The organism is Actinomycetospora sp. CA-053990, from assembly GCF_050948445.1.
Lineage (GTDB): Bacteria > Actinomycetota > Actinomycetes > Mycobacteriales > Pseudonocardiaceae > Actinomycetospora > Actinomycetospora callitridis.
In genome coordinates this window covers 524,332-543,629 of the sequence record NZ_CP192043.1, presented here as the reverse complement: position 1 = coordinate 543,629, position 19,298 = coordinate 524,332, and the positions used below count along the sequence as shown (strand labels likewise).

Below are 19,298 nucleotides of genomic sequence, written 5' to 3'. Positions count from 1 at the left end.
CGGGGCCACACTGATCGACGTGCGCGCCCTGTTCGACCTGCCCGCGGCCTACCGCCCGTCCGACGACGACCGGGCCGCGCCCGTCCCGCCGGTCGAGGCGGTGCTCTGCGACTTCAGCAACACGCTCTTCCGCATGATCGGCACCGAGGAGTGGCTGCGCCGGGTCGCCGCCGACACGGGGCGCGAGCTCGGCGACCCCGGGGCGGTGCTCGCCGCCCTCGACGCGGCGGCCGCGGAGCCCGAGGTCGTGGCCGCGCAGGAGGGCCGCGACCTCGACGCCGACGCCCACCGGCGCGCGATGCGCGCGTGGTTCTCGCGCGTGCCCTACCTCGCGGGCATCGAGGACGCCGCGCAGGCGCGGGTGGTGGCCGAGGACTCGTGGGTGCCCTACGGCGACACCGGGCCGTTCCTCGCGGCCCTGGCCGAGCGGGGCGTGCCGGTGGGCGTGGTGAGCGACATCGGCTGGGACATCCGCGGCCACGCCCGTGCCGCCGGGCTCGACGGCCTCGTCGGCACCTGGGTGCTCTCCTGCGAGGAGGGCAGCGAGAAGCCGGACCCCGCGCTGTTCCGCACCGCCTGCGAGCGCCTGGGCGCCGACCCCCGGCGCACCCTCATGGTCGGCGACAACCCGGTGCGCGACGGCGGCGCGGTGACCGCCGGCCTGCGGGCCTTCGTGCTGGCCGGCGAGCAGCGCGAGCGGGAGCGCGGGCTGCGCGACGTGCTCGCGCTGGTCAGCCCACGCGGGTGACACCCGGCGCCACGAGCTCCCGGGCCACCGGCCTCGCCGCGCGCCGCACCCAGCCGCCCACGACCTGCGCCACCGACCACCCCTCGGCGGCGAGCAGCGAGGCGATCTCGACGTCGCTCGCCCCGAGCGCGACGTCGGCCTCGTCGAGCACGCCGACCAACCAGCGCCGGCACCGACGCACCACCTCGTCGCCCGGCACGGACGGCGAGAAGCCCTCGGAGAGCAGCCGACCCAGAGCGAGGGGTTCGCTGTCGAAGGGCCCGGGCAGGACCTCGTCGCCGTCGGGCATGACGCCTCCTCCTCCTCGGGTGGCGGACGGCGACGACGCTAACCCTGCCCACCGACAGCGACGGGCGGGTCAGCCGTCCTCAGTCCTCGTCCGACGCGATCCCGATCTGGCGGCGCAGCTTGGCGACGTTCCACCGGTACTGCCCAGAGGGCAGCGTGATCTCGGGCGTGACGAGACCGGCCCGGACGTAGCGCTGCAGCGTGCGCGGGCTGACCCCCAGCGCCTTCGCGGCCTCCGGGGTCGAGACGAGGTCCGACGGGGACATGGCGGGCAGCCTATGTCGCCGGTGTCGTCCGAACGACGGAACGGCGCCGCTGTCGTGGATTTCGTGGGTGACACCACTGTCGTTCATGACGCGGATGTCGCTACCATCGGCGACATGGACGACACCGGCGACATCCGATTACCCCGCTCGGGCGGCCCCCGCCGCTACCGGCTCGACGCGCGACGCTTCCACGGGCCGCTGCACACGCCCGCCCGCAACGACCACGAGCAGCACGAGTCCGACGACCTGGCCGCGCTCGTCGAGATCGCGCGCGTCCTGGTCTCGGAGGGGTTCACCGCCTGGATCTACGAGCGGGTCCGCCGCAGCGCGCCGTGGCCCGAGGCGTGGGACCTACGGTTGGTCACCCAGCTCGATCCGGGCCGAGGGCCAGGCTGACCCGCAGGCCACCCGTCGGGGCGTCCCCGAGCGCCACCCGTCCGCCGTGGCGGGCCGCCTGCTGGGCCACCAGCGCCAGGCCCAGGCCCGAGCCCGGCGCGCCCGCGGTGCTCCCGCGCACGAACCGGCCGAGCACCGCCTCACGCTCGTCCGCAGGGAGACCGCTCCCGTCGTCGTCGACGGTGAGGACGACCCCGCCCTCGGTGCCCGTGTGGGCCCCCAGCCGGACGGTGCCCGCGTGACCGTGCCGCACGGCGTTGACGACGGCGTTCGCCAGCGCCATCCGGAGGCCCTCCGGCGACGCGCGCACCGACTCCGGGGTCGCCGGGTCCGGCTCGTCGACCACCACCTCGAGCCCGGCGTGGGCGCGTCGCGCGTCCTCGGCGGCCAGGCGCAGGACGTCGGCCACCCCGATGGGCTCGCCGCCGGCGGCGTCGGGCAGGTCCCCGGCGGCGAGCTGGCCGAGGGCGGTGAGCGTGGCCTCGACCCGAGCCTGGGCGCGCAGCACGTCGGCGAGCACCTCGTCGCGCTCGGGCAGGTCGGGGTGGGCCGCCAGGACCTCGAGGTCGGTGCGCATCGACGTCAGCGGCGTCCGGAGCTCGTGGCGCGCGGCCGCGGCGAAGTCGCGCGCGGCGTGCAGCGACGCCGTGCTGCGCTCCTGCTCGACGTGCAGGCGGGCGAGCATGTCCGACAGCGCGTCGGCGAGCTCCTCGGACTCGCGCGAACCGTCGGCGCGCACCGTCGGCGGCGCGGCCGCCGGGTCGGTGGCCGCGCGGTCGAGCGTCGCCGCCTGCGCGGTGAGGCGGCGCATCGGGCGCACCGCGCGCCCGGCGAACACCCACCCCAGTCCCGCCGCCAGCGCGACCGCCACGACCCCGAGCCCGCCCACCAGGCGCTGCCGCTCCGCGACCCGTGCGCGGGTGTCGTCCTCGGTCGCGCCCACCGTCACCAGCGAGCCCGGCGCCGGGCCCGGCGCGGTGCGGATGCGGTAGTCGACGCCCGCGACCGTCACCGACGTCGGGATGCCGATCGGCGAGAGCGGCAGCTCGGGCCCGCTCACCCGTCGCGCCTCACCGGCCGGGTTCCGCAGCGTCACGGCGAGGTCGGCGCGCGTCGAGGCGAACGAGCCGAGCACCGCCGGCGAGCCGGGCACCAGGCTGCGGTCGAGCCGCTCGGTCTGCTCCCGGGCCAGCAGCACCGAGGCCAGCGCGCCGACGAGGACGACGACGACCGTCGCGGCCAGGGCGGCGGCGAGGGCGACGCGCGCCCGCAGCGAGAGGGAGCGCCTCATCCGCCCGCCCGCAGCACGAACCCGACGCCGCGCACCGTGTGCACGAGCCGGGGCGTGCCGTCGGACTCCAGCTTGCGGCGTACGTAGCCGACGAAGACGTCGACGACGTTGGTGTCGGTGGCGAAGTCGTAGCCCCACACGAGCTCGAGCAGGCGCTCGCGGGTGAGCACGACCTCGGCGTTGCGGGCGAGGACGACGAGCAGCTCGTACTCGCGCTTGGTCAGCTCGACCGCGCGGTCCCCGACGTGGACCGTCCGCCGGGCGAGGTCGACGGTCAGCGGCCCCGCCGTGAGCGTCTCGCCGAGGGCGGGCTCGGCCGGGGTCGCCGACCGGGCGCCCCGTCGCAGCAGGGCGCGCAGCCGTGCCACGAGCTCGGTGAGCGCGAACGGCTTGACCATGTAGTCGTCGGCCCCGGCCTCGAGCCCGACGACGCGGTCGTCGACGGTGTCGCGCGCCGAGAGCACGCACACGGGCACGTCGTGGTCCATCGCCCGCAGCGCCGACACGACGGCCACCCCGTCCATGCCGGGGAGCCCGAGGTCGAGGACGACGGCGTCGGGGACGCGCTCGTGCACCGCCCTCAGCGCGCCCGGCCCGTCCTGCGCGGAGCGCACGGTGAACCCCGAGAGCCGCAGGCCGCGCTCGAGCGACGCCCGCACGTCGGCGTCGTCGTCGACGACCAGCAGGTCGGGGTGCGACTCGCTCATGGTCGCGGATGGTGCCACCGCGTCCGGGAGGGTCCGTGCGGTGGCGGTCGCGCCGTCCGGACCGCTCAGCGGTCGGCGCACGGCCGGGCGGCGTGCTCGACCCGCTGGCTGACCTCGGTCAGGCGCGCGGCGAGCTCCGGGTCCTGGGCGGTCGCGGGGCCGGAGGGCTGCTCGCGCAGCCGGTCGATCTCGCTCCGCGCCTCGGGCGAGAGCGTCAGCGGGGTCCCGCCGGTGGCGCCCGGACGCAGCCGCGCGGTGCAGGGCGCCTGGCCGGTGCCGGTGCTCGCGGCCACACTCGGGGACTCGGCGGGGGCGGCGGCAGAGGTGGCCGGCCCGGCGGCGCACCCGCCGAGCAGGAACAGCCCGGCCACGACCGGTCCGGCGAGCACCGGCAGGCGGCGGAAGTCCATCTCCACGATCTCCTCACGACACGGGCGGCCGATCGGGGGCGGCCGCCTCGTGATCCACCCTGGACAGCGCCCGTGACGCAGCTCTGTGGCAACTCTGAGGGAACCGTGAGGTCGTCCCGGCGATGCAAGCCCTGCGTCCACGCTTGCACCGGGCGCCAGGAAAGCCACATCCTCGCCCCGATCATGGAGAGCGACGAGGACCGCTACGCCGCGGCGGCGACGGGCTGGGCGACGGGCGCGGCGCGCGTCTACGGCCCGCTGGCGACACAGCTCGTGGCCGTCGCGCCCCACCCCCTGGCCGGGCGCCGGGTGCTCGACGCGGGCGCCGGCACGGGCCTGGCCTCCGCAGCCCTGGCAGCCGTCGGCGCACACCCCGTGGCCGTCGACCGCTCGCCGGCGATGCTCGCCTGGGCCGCGGGCCGTCGCCCTCCGGCCGTCGCCGGGGCGCTCGAGGCGCTGCCGCTGCGCGACGACGCGGTGGACGACACCGTCGCCGCCTTCGTCCTCAACCACGTCGACGACCCGACCGCGGCGCTCGCCGAGCTCGCCCGCGTCACCCGGCCCGGCGGGGCGGTCCTGGCCACGGTGGCCGCCGCGACGACCCGCCACCGCGCGGTGCGCGACCGGATCGACGCCGTGGTCGCCGACGCCGGCTTCGTCCCGCCGCCCTGGTACGCCCACCTCACCCGGGCGCAGGCACCCCTGCTCGGCGACGTGCCCGCGATGACCGCGGCGGCCGAGAGTGCGGGGCTGGTCGACATCGTCGTCACCGAGCACGCCGCCGACGTGGGCGTCGAGCGCCCCGAGGACCTCGTCGACTACCGCCTGGGCCAGGCGCACGTCGCCGCGTGGCTCGCCGGGCTCCCCGAGGCCGACCGTGGCGCGCTGCGCCGGGCCGCGGTCGACGCCGTCACCCCGGTGATGGCGCCCTACCGCCCCCCGGTGGTCACCCTCGTGGCCCGCACGGCCTGACGGCGCGGCCCCCTGTCCGCGCCCGCACCGGACGGGCAGCATGATCCCCGGCGGAGACGGTGGGCGAGAGGAGTGCGTTCGATGACGAACGACGCGGTCGTGGTGACCCGTGACGACCAGGCGGCCGTGGCGACCGTGCGGATGAACCGCCCGGACCGTCGCAACGCACTGACCACCGAGCTCAAGGTCGCCCTGCGGGACGCGCTCGAGGACGTCGGCCAGGACCCGCAGATCCGCGCCGTCGTCCTGTCCGCCGCCGGGCCCGCCTTCTGCGTCGGCCAGGACCTCGGCGAGCACGCCGAGGCGCTGCGCTCCGGCGCCGAGGAGCCGATGCGCACGGTGCCCGAGCACTACAACCGCATCACCTCCGCGCTCACGACGATGCCCAAGCCCGCGATCGCCGCGGTCGGGGGCACGTGCGTCGGGGCGGGCCTCGGCTTCGCGCTCGCCTGCGACCTGCGCCTCGCCGCCACCGGGGTGCGGTTCGCGACGGCGTTCTCCGGCATCGGGTTCGGCGGCGACTCGGGGCTCTCGGCCACGCTCGCCCACGCCGTCGGCGCCTCCCGCGCCACCGACCTGCTCATGCTCGGCGACGCGTTCACCGCCGAGTCGGCCCGCGACTGGGGTCTCGTCCGCGAGGTCGTCGCCGCCGAGGAGCTCGACGACAAGGCCCTCGCGCTGGCCCGCCGCCTGGCCAACGGTCCGACCGCCGCCTACGCGGAGATCAAGATCGCCGTCGCGCTCGGCACCGTCTCGCCGCTGTCGACGGTGCTCGAGCACGAGGGGGCCGCCCAGTCACGCCTCGCCGCCACGGAGGACCACCGCAACGCCGTCGAGGCCTTCCTGGCCAAGGAGAAGCCCACGTTCACGGGGCACTGATCAGCCGGCCGCCTCCGCGGCGGCGAGGATCGCGTCGATCGTCGCCCCGGGGTGCGACACCATCGAGACGTGCGAGCCGGCGACCTCGGAGATCGCCGACCCCGCCCGCTCGGCCATCTTCCGCTGCTTGTCCGGCGGGATGACCTTGTCCTCGGTGCCCACCACGGCCCAGCTGGGGAGCGACGTATAGGCACTTTCCGTGCCCGGCGTCAAATTCGCACTGAGCGTGATCGGACGCTGACTCTCGATGATTCTCCAGCGGTCGTCCTCGGACAGATCCTGCGCGAACGACTGGTGCACGGTGGCCGGCTTGAGAAACGCCTCGACGTCCCCTTCAGGCGCATTCGGGTACCCGGCGAGGTCGAGGACGGCGGTCGGGTCGGGGACGTCGAGCGCCGATCCGGAACCGCCGAGAATCTGGAAGACCGTCTCCCCCGCCTCCGGGATGAACGCGTCGACGTAGACGAGCGCGCGCACGTCACCGGCGCCCGGAGCGGCGTTCGTGATGACGAACCCGCCGTAGGAGTGGCCCACCAGGACCACGGGACCCGTCGTGCGCTGATTGACGAACGAGGTGACGTAGGGCGCATCGATGGTCACCCCGCGCAATGGATTCGGCGGCGTGATCACCGACAATCCACGATTCCTCAGCTCGCGCGCCACGGCATTCCAGCTCGAGCCGTCGGCCCACGCTCCGTGGACCAGGACAATCGTCGCTTGCGGCACTTCGGCCTCCGGCAGTGTGTTCTCACTGTGCTTACGAGATCGACAGTAGTGGTGGTCGGGCCCCATTCGGTGAACTGATCAGCCCAATCCTTCCTGGACGGCGAGGAGCAGTTCGTGCACCCTGCTGCTCGTGACCGAGCCGGAGAATCCCCCCGCCGGCGGGATCGCCGCCGCGGGCAGCGTCCGCACCGCCGACAGCGTCGCCACGGCCGGCAGCGTCGACACGAGCGGCAGCGTCGCCACGGCAGGAAGCGTGACGACGTCCCACAGCGTCGCCGTCGTCCGCAGCGTGGCGACGGCCGGCAGCGTCGCCGTCGCCGGCAGCGTCGCCACCGCCGGCAGCGTCGCCGTCGCGGGGAGCGTGGCGACGTCCGGCAGCGTCGCGGTCGCCGGGAGCGTGGCCACCGGAGGCAGTGCCGGCATCGCGGGCAGCCTGATCACCGTGTTCGGCGTCGCGCTCCGGAACTGCGTGGCCACGCTGGCCTGCGTGAACTGCACCCGGTGCGTGGCCTGCGTCGGATGTGTGGACTGCGTCGGCTGCGTGGGGTGTGTCGGCTGCGTCGGCCTCCGGGGCGCGGTCGGGCAGCGGAACGTGCACGCCTGACGGGGCCCGGTCTCCGTCGACGGGCCTACGTCAGCTGCGACTCCCGGTCGGACCAGAAGACCGCGCGCAGCTCCCGCTTGAGGATCTTCCCCGCCCCGGACTTCGGGAGCGGCTCGGTGCGCGTCTCGATGCTGCGGGGCACCTTGTAGCCGGCGATCGAGCGGCGACAGTGGGCGACGAGCTCCTCGGTGAAGGCGCCGGCGTCCTCGGGCTCCGCGCGGAGCACGACCACCGCGTGCACGGCCTCACCGAACCGCTCGTGGGGCACGCCGAACACGGCCACCTCGACCACCGACGGGTGCGCGAAGAGCGCGTTCTCGACCTCGGCGCTGTACACGTTCTCCCCGCCCGAGACGATCATGTCCTTGGCGCGGTCGACGAGGAACAGGTGGCCGCCGTCGTCGATGAGGCCGAGGTCGCCGGAGGCGAACCAGCCGTCGCGCAGGGCCGCCGCGGTCTCGGTGGGCTTGTTCCAGTAGCCCGCGGTGACGTTGGCGCCGCGGATCAGCACCTCGCCGACGACGCCGGTCGGCAGCGGCGCGCGCTCGGCCGGGTCGACGACGATCACCTCGACGCCGACCGCCGCGCGCCCGCACGAGCGGGCCTGCGGAGAGTCGAGCAGGTGCTGCTCGCCGGGCAGCAGCGTGACGATCGGGGACGTCTCGGTGAGCCCGTAGATGTGCAGCATCTCGGCCTCGGGGAAGGCCGCATGGGTGCGCCGCAGCAGCTCGACGGCCGCCGGTGACGACCCGTGCGAGAGCCACTTCAGCGACGAGACCCGCCGCGGCCGGGCCGTCTGCTCGGCCGCCAGCGCGTCCATCATCGTGGGCACGACGAGCGTCGCGGTGACGCCGTGACGCTCGACGAGGTCGAGCACGCCGTCGGCGCTGAAGGCGGGGCACATGACCTGCGTGCCGCCCGCCCAGATCGTCGCCAGCGCCCCGATCGTGCCGGCGGCGTGGAACATCGGGGCGACGACGAGCCACGAGGTGTCGGCCGTGAACGGCCAGCAGGCCATGAAGTGGAAGGCGTTGGCGACGAGGTTGCCGTGGGTGAGCATGACGCCCTTGGCCGCGCCCGTCGTCCCGCCCGTGTAGAAGATCCCGGCGAGGTCGTGCTCGGCGGGTGCGCGCCGCGGCTCGGTGGGCGCGGCGTCGGCGAGCAGCGCCTCGTACTCGGCGCCGAGGTCGACGACGCGCAGCTCGGGGTCGAGGTCGTCGAGGGCCCGGTCGGCGAACAGCACCGTGGCGCCGGCGTCGCGCAGCGCGTAGGTCCGCTCCGCCGCGGTGTGCCGCACGTTGAGCGGGACGATCACGAGCCCGTGCGAGGGCAGCCCGAGGTAGAGCTCGAGGTAGCGGTGGCAGTTGGCGCCCAGGACGCCCACGCGGTCGCCGGGTCGCAGGCCCAGCCCGGCGAGCAGGCCGCCCAGGCGGGCGACGCGGTCGCCGAGCTCGGCGTAAGTCAGCGTCTGCTCCCCGCAGACCACGGCCGTCCGGTCGCGCGCCGTCGCGAGCGCGCGGCGCATCGGCGCCCCGACGGTGCGCGTGGCGTTGCCGGCGTCCGCGGCCGGGGCCAGGTCGTGGAGGGTCTCGAGCGTCGTCATCGACCACCTCGGGGTAGCGCTGTGCGGACGGACAGGCGAACGATCGTTCGGTCGGGAGGGACGGTAGCAGCGAGCCGGCCCGGTCGACCAGGACGAGGATGGGCCGTCCCGGGCGTCCCGCGCCAGCGTCAACGACGTCCGGCGTGGCAGCTCCGCTGTGCGGAGCGCCGCGCGGAGGCCCCCCGCCCGGGGCCGTAGATTGCTCCCCGTGACCGGTACGCGTCCCCCCGCCCGCGAGGGCGACCGAGCGGCAGCGCCCGCCCGGGACCGGCGGACCCGCCCGACGTACGACCCGTCGAGCCTCGTCGAGGTCGCGGCGCGCGTGTTCAACGAGCGCGGCTACGACGCCACGAGCATGGAGGACCTCTCCGCGGCGGCCGGCATCACGAAGTCGTCCTTCTACCACCATGTCCGGGGCAAGGAGGCGCTGCTGCGCGCCGCGCTCGAGCGCGCCCTGGACGGGCTGTTCGGCATCCTCGACGAGCCGGCGGCGTCCACCGGCAGCCCGCTGACCCGGCTGCGCCACATCGTGCGCCGCCAGGTCGAGGTGCTCGTCGCGGAGCTGCCCCACGTCACCCTGCTGCTGCGGCTGCGCGGCAACACCGAGACCGAGCGCTGGGCCCTGGCGCGGCGCCGCGAGTTCGACGCCGCGATCGCCCGTCTCGTCCGCGACGCCTCGGCCGCCGGCGAGCTGCGCGACGGCCTCGACCCCGCCGTCGACGCCCGCCTGCTCTCGGGGCTCGTGAACTCCCTCGTCGAGTGGTACCGCCCGGGCCGGATCCCGGTGGACGCCCTGGTCGCCGAGGTCGACCGCATGGCGTTCGAGGGCCTGCTCGCGCCGGTACCTGCACCGAAGCGCCGCCCGTTCTAGGGTCGCCTCCGTGCCGCTGGACTTCTCCGAGCAGCCCGAGACCGGCCTCGTCGCCGTCACGCTGACCGACGAGGACGGCACCGTGCTGCAGAGCCGCGTGGTGGCGGCCGACGAGATCGGGCGCATCGCCGAGCGCGCCCGGGCCGCGGTGGAGCGCAGCGAGCGCACCGGCGAGCCCGGCCTCTACGTCACGCTCGACGAGCTCATCGACGGGACGTCAGGTCCCGCTTGAACCCGACGTGCGACGCCGTGAACCCGAGGCGTTCGTAGAAGCGGTGGGCGCCCGTCCGTGACACCTGGCTCGTGAGCTGGACCAGCCCGCACCCCCGGCGCCCGGCCTCCGCCACGGCCCACTCCACGAGCGCGGCCCCGTACCCGCGACCCTGCCGTGCGTCGCTGACGTGCACCGCCTCGAGCTGCGCCCGCCGCGTCCCGCGCCGGCCGAGATTCGGCAGCACCGAGAGCTGCAGCGTCCCGACCGTCGTGCCGTCGGCCTCGTCGAGGCAGACGAGCAGGTGCGCGGGGTCGGCGTCGATCTCGGCAAAGGCCGCCGCGTAGGGCGCGAGGTCGTCGACGGCGTCGCCCCGGCCCGCGCTCACCGGATCGGTGGCGAGGAGCCCGACCAGCGCGGGCAGGTCGTCGGCCCGCGCCCGGCGCACCGTCAACGTCCCGTGGGCCAGCGTCGCGAGCACGTCCATACGGCCGATCGTGCCCCGCGGGGCCGAGGTGGTTGCGCAGCCCGGGCCGGTGCGTCACCATCGCAACCGAACGAACATTCGGTACGGAGGTGGCTCACCGATGACGGTGACCGAGGACCAGGGCCCTGACCTCGCTGCGCTCGAGGCGGACTTCGACCGGACGGTCGCGGCCGAGGGCCGGGTGGAGCCGCGCGACTGGATGCCCGAGGGGTACCGGAAGACGCTGATCCGCCAGATCGCCCAGCACGCGCACTCCGAGATCATCGGGATGCAGCCCGAGGGCAACTGGATCCTGCGCGCCCCCAGCCTGCGACGGAAGGCCATCCTGCTGGCCAAGGTCCAGGACGAGGCCGGCCACGGGCTCTACCTCTACTCGGCCACCGAGACGCTCGGGGTCGACCGCGGTGAGCTCACCGAGAAGCTCATCGACTCGAAGCAGAAGTACTCGTCGATCTTCAACTACCCGACGCTGACGTTCGCCGACATCGGCGTCATCGGGTGGCTCGTGGACGGCGCCGCGATCGTCAACCAGGTCCCGCTGTGCCGGTCGAGCTACGGGCCCTACGCGCGGGCGATGGTGCGCATCTGCAAGGAGGAGTCGTTCCACCAGCGCCAGGGCTTCGAGCTCCTGCAGACGCTGATGGCCGGCACCGACGCCCAGCGCGAGATGGTGCAGGACGCCGTCGACCGCTGGTGGTGGCCGTCGCTGATGATGTTCGGCCCCGCCGACGGCGACTCGCCCAACACCCAGCAGTCGATGGCCTGGCGGATCAAGCGCCACACCAACGACGAGCTGCGCCAGCGCTACGTGGACATGACCGTCCCGCAGGCCGAGGCCCTGGGCGTGACGCTGCCCGACCCCGAGCTGCGCTGGAACGACGAGCGCGAGGCCCACGACTTCGGCGACATCGACTGGGACGAGTTCATGCAGGTGGTCAAGGGTGCGGGGCCGTGCAACGCCCAGCGCCTGGCCAACCGCCGGGCCGCCCACGAGAACGGCCAGTGGGTCCGCGACGCGGCCACCGCGTACGCCGCGAAGCAGGCGGCGCGGACGGCGCAGACGGCGCAGACGGCGCAGACGTCGGAAGGGGCGATGAGCGCATGAGCATGGCCGACGACACCACCGCCCACGTCGAGGGCGAGCCGCGCTTCGACGGCACCCCGAAGGCCGTCTGGCCCCTCTACGAGGTGTTCGTGCGCGGCAAGCGCGGGCTCAACCACGTGCACGTCGGCTCGCTGCACGCGCCCGACGACACGATGGCGCTGCACAACGCCCGCAACCTCTACACGCGGCGCAACGAGGGCGTGAGCATCTGGGTCGTCCGCGGTGACGCGATCACGGCGTCGAGCCCGGACGAGAAGGACCCCTTCTTCGCGCCCGCCGGGGACAAGGTCTACCGGCACCCCACGTTCTACGAGATCCCCGACAACGTGCCGCACCTGTGATGGACACCCACTCCTCCCACTCGGGGCACGACGAGAACGTCTACGACGCCCTGGCGACCGCGGACGACGACGGCCGCTGGGCCTTCGGTACCGGCTTCGACGCCGGCGACGCGGAGATCACCGCGCCGGCGCCCGAGGGCGTCGACCGGGCCGACCTCGTGACCTACTGCCTCATGCTCGCCGACGACGCGCTGATCGCCTCGCAGCGCCTGGCCGGCTGGACGGCGAAGGCCCCGGAGCTCGAGGAGGAGGTCGCGCTCGCGAACATCGCGCTCGACCTGCTCGGCCAGGCGCGGGTGCTGCTCTCGCGCGCCGGGCACCTCGGCGCCGCCGAGCCGTACCGCGTCGGGCCGCAGGACGACGAGGACGTGCTCACCTACTTCCGCGACGACCGCGCGTTCCGCAACGTGACGCTCGCCGAGACCGACCTCGGCGACTTCGGTCGCACCATCGCCTGGATCCTGGTGTTCGCCGCCTGGCGCCTGGCGCTCATGCAGCGCCTCACCGGCTCGCGCGACCCGGTGCTCGCCGCCGTCGCCGGCAAGGCCGTCAAGGAGCTCACCTACCACCGCGACTACGCCGCGCAGTGGGTGCTGCGCCTCGGCGACGGCACCGAGCTCTCGCACGCGCGCATGCAGGCCGGTCTGGACGGCGTGTGGCCCCACGTCGAAGAGCTGTTCCTGGCCCACGACGTCGAGCGCCGCCTCGCCGAGGCCGGCGTCGCCGTCGATCCCGCGGAGCTGCGCGGCGACGTCGACGCGGTCGTCGCGCAGGTCCTGCCCGCCGCGACGCTCACCCGTCCCGAGACCCCGGCGGTCGGCCTCGTCGGTGGTCGCGGGGGCCGCGACGGCGTGCACACCGAGTCCCTCGGCGGCGTCCTCGCCCTGATGCAGTCGCTCGCCCGCGCGCACCCGGGGGCGACGTGGTGACGGCCCTGGTCGATGCCCGGGAGGCCGCCGAGCGCGTCGTCGATCCCGAGATGCCGATGCTCACGCTCGCCGACCTCGGCGTGCTGCGCGGCGTCGAGACCGCGGGCGACGGCACCGTGGTCGTCACCCTCACCCCGACCTACTCCGGCTGCCCGGCGCTCGAGGCGATGCGTGACGACCTGCGGACCGCTCTGCAGGACGCGGGGTACGGCGCGGTCGAGGTGCGCACCACCTTCAGCCCGCCGTGGTCCACCGACTGGATCTCCGACGAGGGCCGCCGCAAGCTCGCCGAGGCCGGCGTCGCCCCGCCCGACCGGATCGGGCCGAAGGCCGCCGGCGCCCCCATCCCGCTGACGCTGGCCCCGCCCTCGCAGACGGTCGCGTGCCCGCAGTGCGGCGCGGCGGACACCGAGGAGGTGTCGCGGTTCGGGCCCACCGCCTGCACCGCCCTGCGTCGCTGCCGCTCCTGCGCCGAGCCGTTCGAGCACGTCAAGGAGATCTGATGAGCGCCCCCACCACGGAGCGCGTCGCCCCCCGTGCGGCGGGCTTCCACACCCTGCGGGTCGCCGACGTCGAGCGGCTCACCGACGACGCCGTCGCCGTCACCTTCGACGTCCCCGACGCCCTGGGCGACGACTTCGCGTTCCGCGCCGGGCAGTACCTGACGCTGCGTCTGGTCACCGAGGCCGGTGAGGAGCGCCGCTCCTACTCGATCTGCGCGCCCGAGGGCGCCGCGCCGCGGATCGGGGTGCGCCGCGTCGACACGGGACTGTTCTCCACCTGGCTGGTCGACCGGCTCGCCCCCGGCGACGAGCTCGAGGTCGGGCCGCCGCAGGGCCGCTTCTGCCCGCCGGTCGACGGGTCGCACGGTGTCCACCATGTCCTCGTCGCCGCCGGCTCGGGCATCACGCCGGTGCTCTCGATCGCCGCGACGGTGCTCGCCGCGCACGCCGACACCCACGTCACCCTGCTCTACGGCAACCGCCGCACGGACACCGTGATGTTCGGCGAGGACCTCGCCGACCTCAAGGACCGCTACGGGCCCCGTCTGCAGCTGGTGCACGTGCTCTCGCGCGAGCCCACCGCCGCGGACCTGTTCAACGGCCGTCTCGACGCCGACCGTCTGCACACGCTGATCGGCGCGCTCGTCCCCGTCGGCGAGGTCGCGCACTGGTGGCTGTGCGGGCCGCTGGGCATGGTCGAGGCCGCCGGCGAGGTGCTCACCGGGTTCGACGTGCCCCGCGCCCGGGTGCATCGCGAGCTCTTCTACGTCTCGGTTGACGGGGAGCCCCCGCCCGAGGTGCACCGCAGCGAGGACGACGCCGTCGACGACGTCGGGGGCGCCACCGTGACGGTCGTGCTCAACGGACGCGCGAGCGTGCTGACGCTGCCCCGCACCGAGCCGGTGCTGGACGCCGCGCAGAAGGTGCGCTCGGACCTGCCGTTCGCCTGCAAGGGCGGGGTGTGCGGGACGTGCCGCGCCCATGTGAGCGCCGGCGAGGTGACGATGCGCCGCAACTTCGCCCTCGAGCCCGAGGAGATCGACGCCGGGTTCGTGCTGACCTGCCAGGCCCTGCCAGTCTCCGTCGAAGTCACCGTCGACTACGACGTCTAGAGGTCCGTATGAGCGTGCTGCCCAGCTACGTCCGCGGTGAGTGGGTCACACCCGCCGCCTCCGACACGGCGGGCCGTCCGATGACCGACGCCGTCACCGGCGAGGAGATCGGCCGGCTCGCGACCGAGGGCATCGACATGGCCGCGGTCGCCGCGTACGGCCGGGACACGGGCGGCCCCGCGCTGCGGGAGCTGTCGTTCCACCAGCGCGCGTCGCTGCTCAAGGCCCTGGCCGGGTACCTGCGCGAGCACCGCGAGGAGCTCTACGCGGTCTCGGCGCGCACCGGCGCGACGCTCGGTGATTCGAAGTTCGACGTCGACGGCGGCATCGGCGTCCTGGCGGCCTATGCGTCGCTGGGCAAGCGCGAGCTCCCCGCGTCGGGGCCGTGGCTCGACGGCGACCTCGCCCCGCTGAGCCGGGGCGGCACCTTCGTCGGCCAGCACGTGCTGACGCCGCTGCGCGGGGTCGCGGTGCAGGTCAACGCCTACAACTTCCCGTGCTGGGGCCCGCTCGAGAAGCTCGCTCCCGCGTTCCTCGCCGGCGTCCCGTCGATCATCAAGCCGGCGACGCCCACCGCGTTCCTCACCGCCGAGCTGGTCCGGCTGATCGTCGACTCGGGCGTGCTGCCCGCGGGCTCGGTGCAGTTCCTCGCCGGCTCGGTGGGCGACCTGTTCGACCACCTCACCGAGCAGGACCTGGTGTCGTTCACCGGCTCCGCGTCGACGGCCCGGCAGCTGCGAACCCACCCCGTGCTCTCGGCGCGCGCGGTGCGCTTCACCGCGGAGGCCGACTCGCTCAACTGCTCGATCCTCGGCCCGGACGCGACGCCCGACACCCCGGAGTTCGACCTCTACGTCTCGCAGCTCGTCACCGAGATGACGGTGAAGGCGGGCCAGAAGTGCACCGCGATCCGGCGCGCGTTCGTACCCGCCGCGCAGGTCGACGCGGTGGTCGACGCGGTGCGCGGGAAGCTCGCGCAGGTCGTCGTCGGCGATCCGTCCGCCGAGGGCGTGACGATGGGCGCGCTGGCCGGGCTCGAGCAGCGCGAGGAGGTGCGCCGCTCGCTGAAGTCGCTCACCGACGCCGCCGAGGTGGTGTTCGGCGACCCCGAGCAGGTCGAGGTCCGCGGCGCGGACGCCGAGCGCGGGGCGTTCCTGTCGCCGGTGCTGCTGCGCGCCGACGGCGACGCCGCCGCGGTGCACGAGGTGGAGGCGTTCGGCCCGGTGTCGACCGTGATGCCGTACTCGTCGACGGCCGAGGTCGTCGCGCTGGCCGCGCGCGGCCAGGGCTCGCTCGCGGGCTCGGTGGTCACCGCCGACCCGGACTTCGCCCGCGAGGTCGTGCTCGGCGTCGCGCCGTGGCACGGGCGGCTGCTCGTGCTCGACCGCGCGGATGCGAAGGAGTCGACGGGCCACGGCTCGCCGATGCCCCAGCTCGTGCACGGCGGCCCCGGGCGCGCCGGGGGCGGCGAGGAGATGGGCGGGGTGCGCGGCGTCGCGCACCACATGCAGCGCACCGCGATCCAGGGCAGCCCGGACATGCTCTCGGCGATCACGGGCCGCTGGGTGCCGGGCAGCGCCCGGACCATCACCGACGAGCACCCGTTCCGCAAGCACCTCGAGGACCTGCGCCCCGGGGACACCGTCGTCGGCGGCCCGCGTCCGGTGACCGAGGCCGACGTCGAGCACTTCGCCGAGTTCACCGGCGACACCTTCTACGCACACCTCGACGCCGAGGCCGCCGCCGCCAACCCGTTCTTCGGCGAGCGCGTGGCCCACGGCTACCTGGTGGTCTCGTTCGCCGCGGGCCTGTTCGTCGACCCCGCGCCCGGCCCGGTGCTGGCGAACTTCGGCGTCGACAACCTGCGCTTCCTGACGCCCGTGAAGTTCGGCGACGAGCTGACGATCACGCTCACGGCCAAGGACATCTCCCCGCGGGCCTCGGCGGCCTACGGCGAGGTGCGCTGGGACGCCGAGGTCGTCAACGTCGCCGGCGAGCCGGTGGCGAAGTACGACGTGCTGACCCTGGTGGCGAAGCGTGATGCCTGAGATCAGCGCCTCCGTCCGCCGGATGTGGGACGACGACGCCGCGTCCCGCAAGCTCGGCATGGAGCTGCACGAGGCCGTCGACGGCCGCGCGCGGCTGACCATGACCGTCACCGACGAGATGGTGAACGGCCACGGCATGTGCCACGGCGGCTACCTGTTCCTGCTCGCCGACTCCGCGTTCGCCTGCGCCTGCAACAGCCCCGGGCCGATCACGATCGCCGCCGCGGCGGACATCGTCTTCGTCGCCTCGGCGCGCACCGCCGACGTGCTCGAGGCCGTGGCGACCGAGCGGACCGCCTACGGGCGCAGCGGCGTCTACGACGTCACCGTCTCCCGTCCGCGCGACGGGCAGGTGATCGCGGAGTTCCGCGGCCGGAGCCGGGTGCTGCGCAGCGGGTAGCACCCGGTCCGTCACCGTGTGTGGATCGGTGCCCGATTCCCGGTCGTCCTTCTGACCCAGCGGTGTCCTCCGTCGCCACGGTGCGTCATGCTCGGAGGGGTCGGTGCCGGGGAAGAGGGGGGTCGCGCGGTGATCGCTGAGTGGCTGCAGTCGATCCCGCCGCTGGCGGTCTACCTGGCCGTCCTGGGCGTGGTCGGGGTGGAGAGTCTCGGGGTCCCGCTGCCGGGCGAGATCGTGCTCGTCAGCGCGACCCTCATGGCCACCCGCCCCGAGCTCGCGATCTCGGCGATCTGGGTGGCGACCGCCGCGCTCGTCGGGGCCGTCGTGGGCGACTCGATCGGCTTCGCCGTCGGGCGCCGCTACGGGATCGGCCTCCTCGAGGCCGCGGGGCGACGGTTCCCGAAGCACTTCGGTCCCGCACACCTCGGCCTCGCGGAGCGTGCGTTCGAGCGGTGGGGCGTGCTGACGGTGATCGTGGGTCGCTTCATCGCGATCCTGCGGATCTTCGCGGGTCCGCTGGCCGGCGCGCTGCGCATGCCGTACCGGAAGTTCATGCCCGCGAACGTCGTCGGCGGGGTGCTCTGGACGTTCGGCACCACGGCGGCGGTGTACGCGCTCGGGATCGCGGCCGAGACCTGGCTGAAGCGGTTCTCCTGGGCCGGCCTGATCGTGGCGGTGATCGTGGGCCTGACGGTGGGGTTCCTCGTCAAGAAGCGGGTGATCGGGCTGCTCAACCAGCCCGGGGAGAGTGCGTCGACCTCCTGAACGGGTAGGCCCCGGGCCACACCGTCCGCAGGAGGTACTCGTGGCCGACACACCCCCGTTCCCCGACTTCGACCACGCCACGGTCGAGACCGTGAAGCACCGCATCCGATCGCTCGAGCGTGACGAGGTGGCGGGGCTGCTCGACCACGAGCGCGCCCACTCCTCGCGCATGCCGGTGATCGAGGTGCTGCGCACCCGGCTCGCCGAGCTCGACGACGGCGCCACCCCGTCGGGCGGGGACCAGCGCGAGGCCCGCGAGGGCGGGACGTCGCACGGCTCGCCCGTCTCGCCCGACGGCGCCGCCCAGCCCGGCCCGCCCGACCGCCACGGCCTCCGCCAGGTGACGTGGGGCGGCTAGCCACGTGAGCGAAGTTCACGGCTATAGCCGTGAACTTCGCTCACGGCCTGATCAGCGGGTCGTCGCTTCGGCGGATCAGCGGGCGAAGTGCCGGCTGATGACGAGGCGCTGGATCTGGTTGGTGCCCTCGAAGATCTGCATGATCTTGGCCTCGCGCATGTAGCGCTCCACCGGGAAGTCGCGGGTGTAGCCGTAGCCGCCGAAGACCTGGACGGCGTCGGTGGTCACCTTCATCGCCGCATCGGTCGCGACGAGCTTGGCCACGCTGGCCTGGCGCCCGTACGGACGACCGAGGTCGCGGCGGCGCGCGGCGTCGAGGTAGGTCGCGCGTGCCGAGTCGACGGCCGCGGCCATGTCGGCGAGCACGAAACCGAGACCCTGGTGGTCGACGATCTTCTTGCCGAACGTCGAGCGCTCGTTCGCGTAGTCCACGGCGGCGTCCAGCGCACCCTGCGCGAGCCCCACCGCGCACGCGGCGATCCCGAGCCGGCCGGAGTCCAGCGCCGAGAACGCGATCTCCAGGCCCTGCCCCTCGGCGCCGATCAGCCGGTCGGCGTCGAGCACCGCGCCGTCCCAGTTCGCCGTCGTCGTGGGGATCGCGTGCAGGCCCATCTTCTCCTCGGGCTTGCCCCACTCCAGGCCCTCGGCCTGGCCGGGTGCGAGGAAGCACGAGACGCCGCGCGAGCCCTCGCCGGTGCGGGCGAACAGGGCGTAGAAGTCGGCGACGCCGCCGTGGGTGATCCACGCCTTGGTGCCGGTGATGCGGTAGCCCGCGTCGACCTTCTCCGCCCTGCACCGCAGGGCCGCCGCGTCGGAGCCCGCCTGGGGCTCGGAGAGGCTGTAGCCGCCGATGAGCCCGCCGGCGAGCATCTCGGGCAGCCGCTGCTTCTGCTCCTCGGTGCCGAACGTGAACAGCGGGAAGCACGACAGCGAGTGCACGCTCGTCGCCACGGCCACCGCGGCCCAGCGCGCGGCCAGCTCCTCGAGCACCTGGAGGTAGACCTCGTAGGGCTGGCCCCCGCCGCCGACCTCCTCGGGGTAGGGCAGGCCGAGCAGGCCGGCCTCGCCCAGGGTGGCGAACAGGCCCTCCGGGTACGTCTCGGCCCGCTCGTGCTCCTCGACCCGCGGCGCCAGCTCCTTGTCGGCGATCTCGCGGGTGAGCTCGAGCAGGTCCTCGGACTCCTGGGTGGGCAGCAGCCGGTCGACGGCCATCGGCGGTACTCCTATCGGTACTGAGATCGGTCCTAGAGTACCGATAGCAGGAGCGCTAGGGTAGGT

Annotated in this window: 25 protein-coding genes; 15 read left to right on the top strand and 10 right to left on the bottom strand. The window is 74.4% G+C overall.

From position 1 onward, the window contains the following. Positions 1-19 precede the first annotated feature (19 nt). On the top strand, positions 20-748 hold the full coding sequence (locus ACQPYN_RS02790; RefSeq protein WP_433033147.1) for an HAD family hydrolase: 729 nt from the start codon (positions 20-22) through the stop codon (positions 746-748). Here the strand turns inward: ACQPYN_RS02790 and ACQPYN_RS02785 are convergent. Both ACQPYN_RS02785 and ACQPYN_RS02780 read right to left on the bottom strand, forming a co-directional pair. After that, a complete protein-coding gene (locus ACQPYN_RS02785; protein WP_433033144.1) occupies positions 732-1,037 on the bottom strand; it encodes a hypothetical protein in 306 nt (101 codons plus the stop codon). The two genes, ACQPYN_RS02790 and ACQPYN_RS02785, sit on opposite strands and share 17 nt — an antisense overlap. Positions 1,038-1,116: 79 nt before the next feature. Continuing rightward, positions 1,117-1,302 carry a MerR family DNA-binding transcriptional regulator gene (locus tag ACQPYN_RS02780; RefSeq protein ID WP_433033141.1) on the bottom strand — a complete coding sequence of 62 codons (186 nt, stop codon included), beginning with the start codon at positions 1,300-1,302 and terminating at the stop codon, positions 1,117-1,119. A 114-nt stretch (positions 1,303-1,416) separates the two neighbouring features. Between ACQPYN_RS02780 and ACQPYN_RS02775 the strand changes: the two genes are divergently transcribed. Then, complete coding sequence (locus ACQPYN_RS02775; protein ID WP_433033138.1) at positions 1,417-1,698, top strand: hypothetical protein; 282 nt, start codon at positions 1,417-1,419, stop codon at positions 1,696-1,698. On the opposite strand, the gene ACQPYN_RS02770 is transcribed toward ACQPYN_RS02775, so the two are convergent. The 3 genes from ACQPYN_RS02770 to ACQPYN_RS02760 all read right to left on the bottom strand — a co-directional run bounded on the left by ACQPYN_RS02770 (position 1,664) and on the right by ACQPYN_RS02760 (position 4,106). Beyond that, on the bottom strand, positions 1,664-2,989 hold the full coding sequence (locus ACQPYN_RS02770; protein WP_433033135.1) for a sensor histidine kinase: 1,326 nt from the start codon (positions 2,987-2,989) through the stop codon (positions 1,664-1,666). The two genes, ACQPYN_RS02775 and ACQPYN_RS02770, sit on opposite strands and share 35 nt — an antisense overlap. Further along, positions 2,986-3,696 carry a response regulator transcription factor gene (locus ACQPYN_RS02765; protein WP_433033132.1) on the bottom strand — a complete coding sequence of 237 codons (711 nt, stop codon included), beginning with the start codon at positions 3,694-3,696 and terminating at the stop codon, positions 2,986-2,988. The genes ACQPYN_RS02770 and ACQPYN_RS02765 overlap by 4 nt, the downstream gene beginning before the upstream one ends. Positions 3,697-3,761: 65 nt before the next feature. Beyond that, entirely contained in the window at positions 3,762-4,106 is a 345-nt protein-coding gene (locus tag ACQPYN_RS02760) for a hypothetical protein (RefSeq protein WP_433033129.1), read from the bottom strand. A gap of 183 nt (positions 4,107-4,289) precedes the next feature. Between ACQPYN_RS02760 and ACQPYN_RS02755 the strand changes: the two genes are divergently transcribed. Next, positions 4,290-5,078 carry a class I SAM-dependent methyltransferase gene (locus tag ACQPYN_RS02755; RefSeq protein ID WP_433033126.1) on the top strand — a complete coding sequence of 263 codons (789 nt, stop codon included), beginning with the start codon at positions 4,290-4,292 and terminating at the stop codon, positions 5,076-5,078. An 81-nt stretch (positions 5,079-5,159) separates the two neighbouring features. Further along, the gene (locus ACQPYN_RS02750; RefSeq protein WP_433033123.1) at positions 5,160-5,957 is read left to right on the top strand and encodes an enoyl-CoA hydratase/isomerase family protein; all 798 of its coding nucleotides are present in this window, start codon (positions 5,160-5,162) and stop codon (positions 5,955-5,957) included. On the opposite strand, the gene ACQPYN_RS02745 is transcribed toward ACQPYN_RS02750, so the two are convergent. From ACQPYN_RS02745 to ACQPYN_RS02735, 3 genes are all read right to left on the bottom strand, one after another. After that, positions 5,958-6,749, bottom strand: coding sequence for an alpha/beta hydrolase (locus tag ACQPYN_RS02745; protein ID WP_433033120.1), 792 nt, complete (start codon positions 6,747-6,749; stop codon positions 5,958-5,960). It lies immediately after the preceding gene. A gap of 12 nt (positions 6,750-6,761) precedes the next feature. After that, entirely contained in the window at positions 6,762-7,106 is a 345-nt protein-coding gene (locus tag ACQPYN_RS02740) for a hypothetical protein (RefSeq protein WP_433033117.1), read from the bottom strand. Positions 7,107-7,312: 206 nt separating this feature from the next. Further along, positions 7,313-8,890 (bottom strand): class I adenylate-forming enzyme family protein, encoded by a 1,578-nt coding sequence (locus ACQPYN_RS02735; protein ID WP_433033114.1) that lies wholly within the window; start codon positions 8,888-8,890, stop codon positions 7,313-7,315. Between the two features lie 208 nt (positions 8,891-9,098). Between ACQPYN_RS02735 and ACQPYN_RS02730 the strand changes: the two genes are divergently transcribed. Further along, positions 9,099-9,761 carry a TetR/AcrR family transcriptional regulator gene (locus ACQPYN_RS02730; RefSeq protein ID WP_433033111.1) on the top strand — a complete coding sequence of 221 codons (663 nt, stop codon included), beginning with the start codon at positions 9,099-9,101 and terminating at the stop codon, positions 9,759-9,761. 10 nt (positions 9,762-9,771) lie between these two features. Next, positions 9,772-9,993 carry a hypothetical protein gene (locus ACQPYN_RS02725; protein WP_328302906.1) on the top strand — a complete coding sequence of 74 codons (222 nt, stop codon included), beginning with the start codon at positions 9,772-9,774 and terminating at the stop codon, positions 9,991-9,993. On the opposite strand, the gene ACQPYN_RS02720 is transcribed toward ACQPYN_RS02725, so the two are convergent. Next, a complete protein-coding gene (locus ACQPYN_RS02720; RefSeq protein WP_433033108.1) occupies positions 9,965-10,459 on the bottom strand; it encodes an N-acetyltransferase family protein in 495 nt (164 codons plus the stop codon). The genes ACQPYN_RS02725 and ACQPYN_RS02720 overlap by 29 nt on opposite strands. Before the next feature lie 100 nt (positions 10,460-10,559). Here ACQPYN_RS02720 and paaA point away from each other — a divergent pair, with 100 nt between their 5' ends. From paaA to ACQPYN_RS02675, 9 genes are all read left to right on the top strand, one after another. Then, on the top strand, positions 10,560-11,564 hold the full coding sequence (paaA, locus tag ACQPYN_RS02715; protein ID WP_433033105.1) for a 1,2-phenylacetyl-CoA epoxidase subunit PaaA: 1,005 nt from the start codon (positions 10,560-10,562) through the stop codon (positions 11,562-11,564). 2 nt (positions 11,565-11,566) lie between these two features. Beyond that, the gene (gene paaB / locus ACQPYN_RS02710; RefSeq protein ID WP_274197599.1) at positions 11,567-11,905 is read left to right on the top strand and encodes a 1,2-phenylacetyl-CoA epoxidase subunit PaaB; all 339 of its coding nucleotides are present in this window, start codon (positions 11,567-11,569) and stop codon (positions 11,903-11,905) included. Continuing rightward, on the top strand, positions 11,905-12,834 hold the full coding sequence (paaC, locus tag ACQPYN_RS02705) for a 1,2-phenylacetyl-CoA epoxidase subunit PaaC (protein ID WP_433033102.1): 930 nt from the start codon (positions 11,905-11,907) through the stop codon (positions 12,832-12,834). Before paaB ends, paaC begins: the two co-directional genes overlap by 1 nt. Continuing rightward, positions 12,828-13,337, top strand: a complete 510-nt coding sequence (gene paaD, locus ACQPYN_RS02700; protein ID WP_433033099.1) for a 1,2-phenylacetyl-CoA epoxidase subunit PaaD — start codon at positions 12,828-12,830, stop codon at positions 13,335-13,337. Before paaC ends, paaD begins: the two co-directional genes overlap by 7 nt. Next, positions 13,337-14,449, top strand: a complete 1,113-nt coding sequence (gene paaE / locus ACQPYN_RS02695) for a 1,2-phenylacetyl-CoA epoxidase subunit PaaE (protein WP_433033096.1) — start codon at positions 13,337-13,339, stop codon at positions 14,447-14,449. Before paaD ends, paaE begins: the two co-directional genes overlap by 1 nt. A gap of 8 nt (positions 14,450-14,457) precedes the next feature. Then, positions 14,458-16,497 carry a phenylacetic acid degradation bifunctional protein PaaZ gene (paaZ, locus tag ACQPYN_RS02690; RefSeq protein ID WP_433033093.1) on the top strand — a complete coding sequence of 680 codons (2,040 nt, stop codon included), beginning with the start codon at positions 14,458-14,460 and terminating at the stop codon, positions 16,495-16,497. Then, positions 16,490-16,897, top strand: a complete 408-nt coding sequence (gene paaI, locus ACQPYN_RS02685; protein WP_433033090.1) for a hydroxyphenylacetyl-CoA thioesterase PaaI — start codon at positions 16,490-16,492, stop codon at positions 16,895-16,897. Before paaZ ends, paaI begins: the two co-directional genes overlap by 8 nt. A gap of 129 nt (positions 16,898-17,026) precedes the next feature. Then, positions 17,027-17,662 carry a DedA family protein gene (locus ACQPYN_RS02680; protein WP_433033087.1) on the top strand — a complete coding sequence of 212 codons (636 nt, stop codon included), beginning with the start codon at positions 17,027-17,029 and terminating at the stop codon, positions 17,660-17,662. Between the two features lie 40 nt (positions 17,663-17,702). Continuing rightward, entirely contained in the window at positions 17,703-18,020 is a 318-nt protein-coding gene (locus tag ACQPYN_RS02675) for a hypothetical protein (RefSeq protein ID WP_433033084.1), read from the top strand. Positions 18,021-18,095: 75 nt separating this feature from the next. Here the strand turns inward: ACQPYN_RS02675 and ACQPYN_RS02670 are convergent, their stop codons facing one another. Further along, complete coding sequence (locus tag ACQPYN_RS02670) at positions 18,096-19,232, bottom strand: acyl-CoA dehydrogenase family protein (RefSeq protein ID WP_433033081.1); 1,137 nt, start codon at positions 19,230-19,232, stop codon at positions 18,096-18,098. Positions 19,233-19,298 lie beyond the last annotated feature (66 nt).

Coding starts and splice junctions, on each gene's coding strand:
- ACQPYN_RS02735 (WP_433033114.1), bottom strand. CDS start 8,890: ATGACGACGCTCGAGACCCTCCACGACCTGGCCCCGGCCGCGGACGCC.
- paaI (WP_433033090.1), top strand. CDS start 16,490: ATGCCTGAGATCAGCGCCTCCGTCCGCCGGATGTGGGACGACGACGCC.
- ACQPYN_RS02785 (WP_433033144.1), bottom strand. CDS start 1,037: ATGCCCGACGGCGACGAGGTCCTGCCCGGGCCCTTCGACAGCGAACCC.
- paaC (WP_433033102.1), top strand. CDS start 11,905: ATGGACACCCACTCCTCCCACTCGGGGCACGACGAGAACGTCTACGAC.
- ACQPYN_RS02750 (WP_433033123.1), top strand. CDS start 5,160: ATGACGAACGACGCGGTCGTGGTGACCCGTGACGACCAGGCGGCCGTG.
- ACQPYN_RS02670 (WP_433033081.1), bottom strand. CDS start 19,232: ATGGCCGTCGACCGGCTGCTGCCCACCCAGGAGTCCGAGGACCTGCTC.
- ACQPYN_RS02765 (WP_433033132.1), bottom strand. CDS start 3,696: ATGAGCGAGTCGCACCCCGACCTGCTGGTCGTCGACGACGACGCCGAC.
- ACQPYN_RS02760 (WP_433033129.1), bottom strand. CDS start 4,106: ATGGACTTCCGCCGCCTGCCGGTGCTCGCCGGACCGGTCGTGGCCGGG.
- paaA (WP_433033105.1), top strand. CDS start 10,560: ATGACGGTGACCGAGGACCAGGGCCCTGACCTCGCTGCGCTCGAGGCG.
- ACQPYN_RS02755 (WP_433033126.1), top strand. CDS start 4,290: ATGGAGAGCGACGAGGACCGCTACGCCGCGGCGGCGACGGGCTGGGCG.
- ACQPYN_RS02720 (WP_433033108.1), bottom strand. CDS start 10,459: ATGGACGTGCTCGCGACGCTGGCCCACGGGACGTTGACGGTGCGCCGG.
- ACQPYN_RS02780 (WP_433033141.1), bottom strand. CDS start 1,302: ATGTCCCCGTCGGACCTCGTCTCGACCCCGGAGGCCGCGAAGGCGCTG.
- ACQPYN_RS02775 (WP_433033138.1), top strand. CDS start 1,417: ATGGACGACACCGGCGACATCCGATTACCCCGCTCGGGCGGCCCCCGC.
- paaZ (WP_433033093.1), top strand. CDS start 14,458: ATGAGCGTGCTGCCCAGCTACGTCCGCGGTGAGTGGGTCACACCCGCC.
- ACQPYN_RS02770 (WP_433033135.1), bottom strand. CDS start 2,989: ATGAGGCGCTCCCTCTCGCTGCGGGCGCGCGTCGCCCTCGCCGCCGCC.
- paaE (WP_433033096.1), top strand. CDS start 13,337: ATGAGCGCCCCCACCACGGAGCGCGTCGCCCCCCGTGCGGCGGGCTTC.
- ACQPYN_RS02745 (WP_433033120.1), bottom strand. CDS start 6,749: ATGGGGCCCGACCACCACTACTGTCGATCTCGTAAGCACAGTGAGAAC.
- ACQPYN_RS02740 (WP_433033117.1), bottom strand. CDS start 7,106: ATGCCGGCACTGCCTCCGGTGGCCACGCTCCCGGCGACCGCGACGCTG.
- paaB (WP_274197599.1), top strand. CDS start 11,567: ATGGCCGACGACACCACCGCCCACGTCGAGGGCGAGCCGCGCTTCGAC.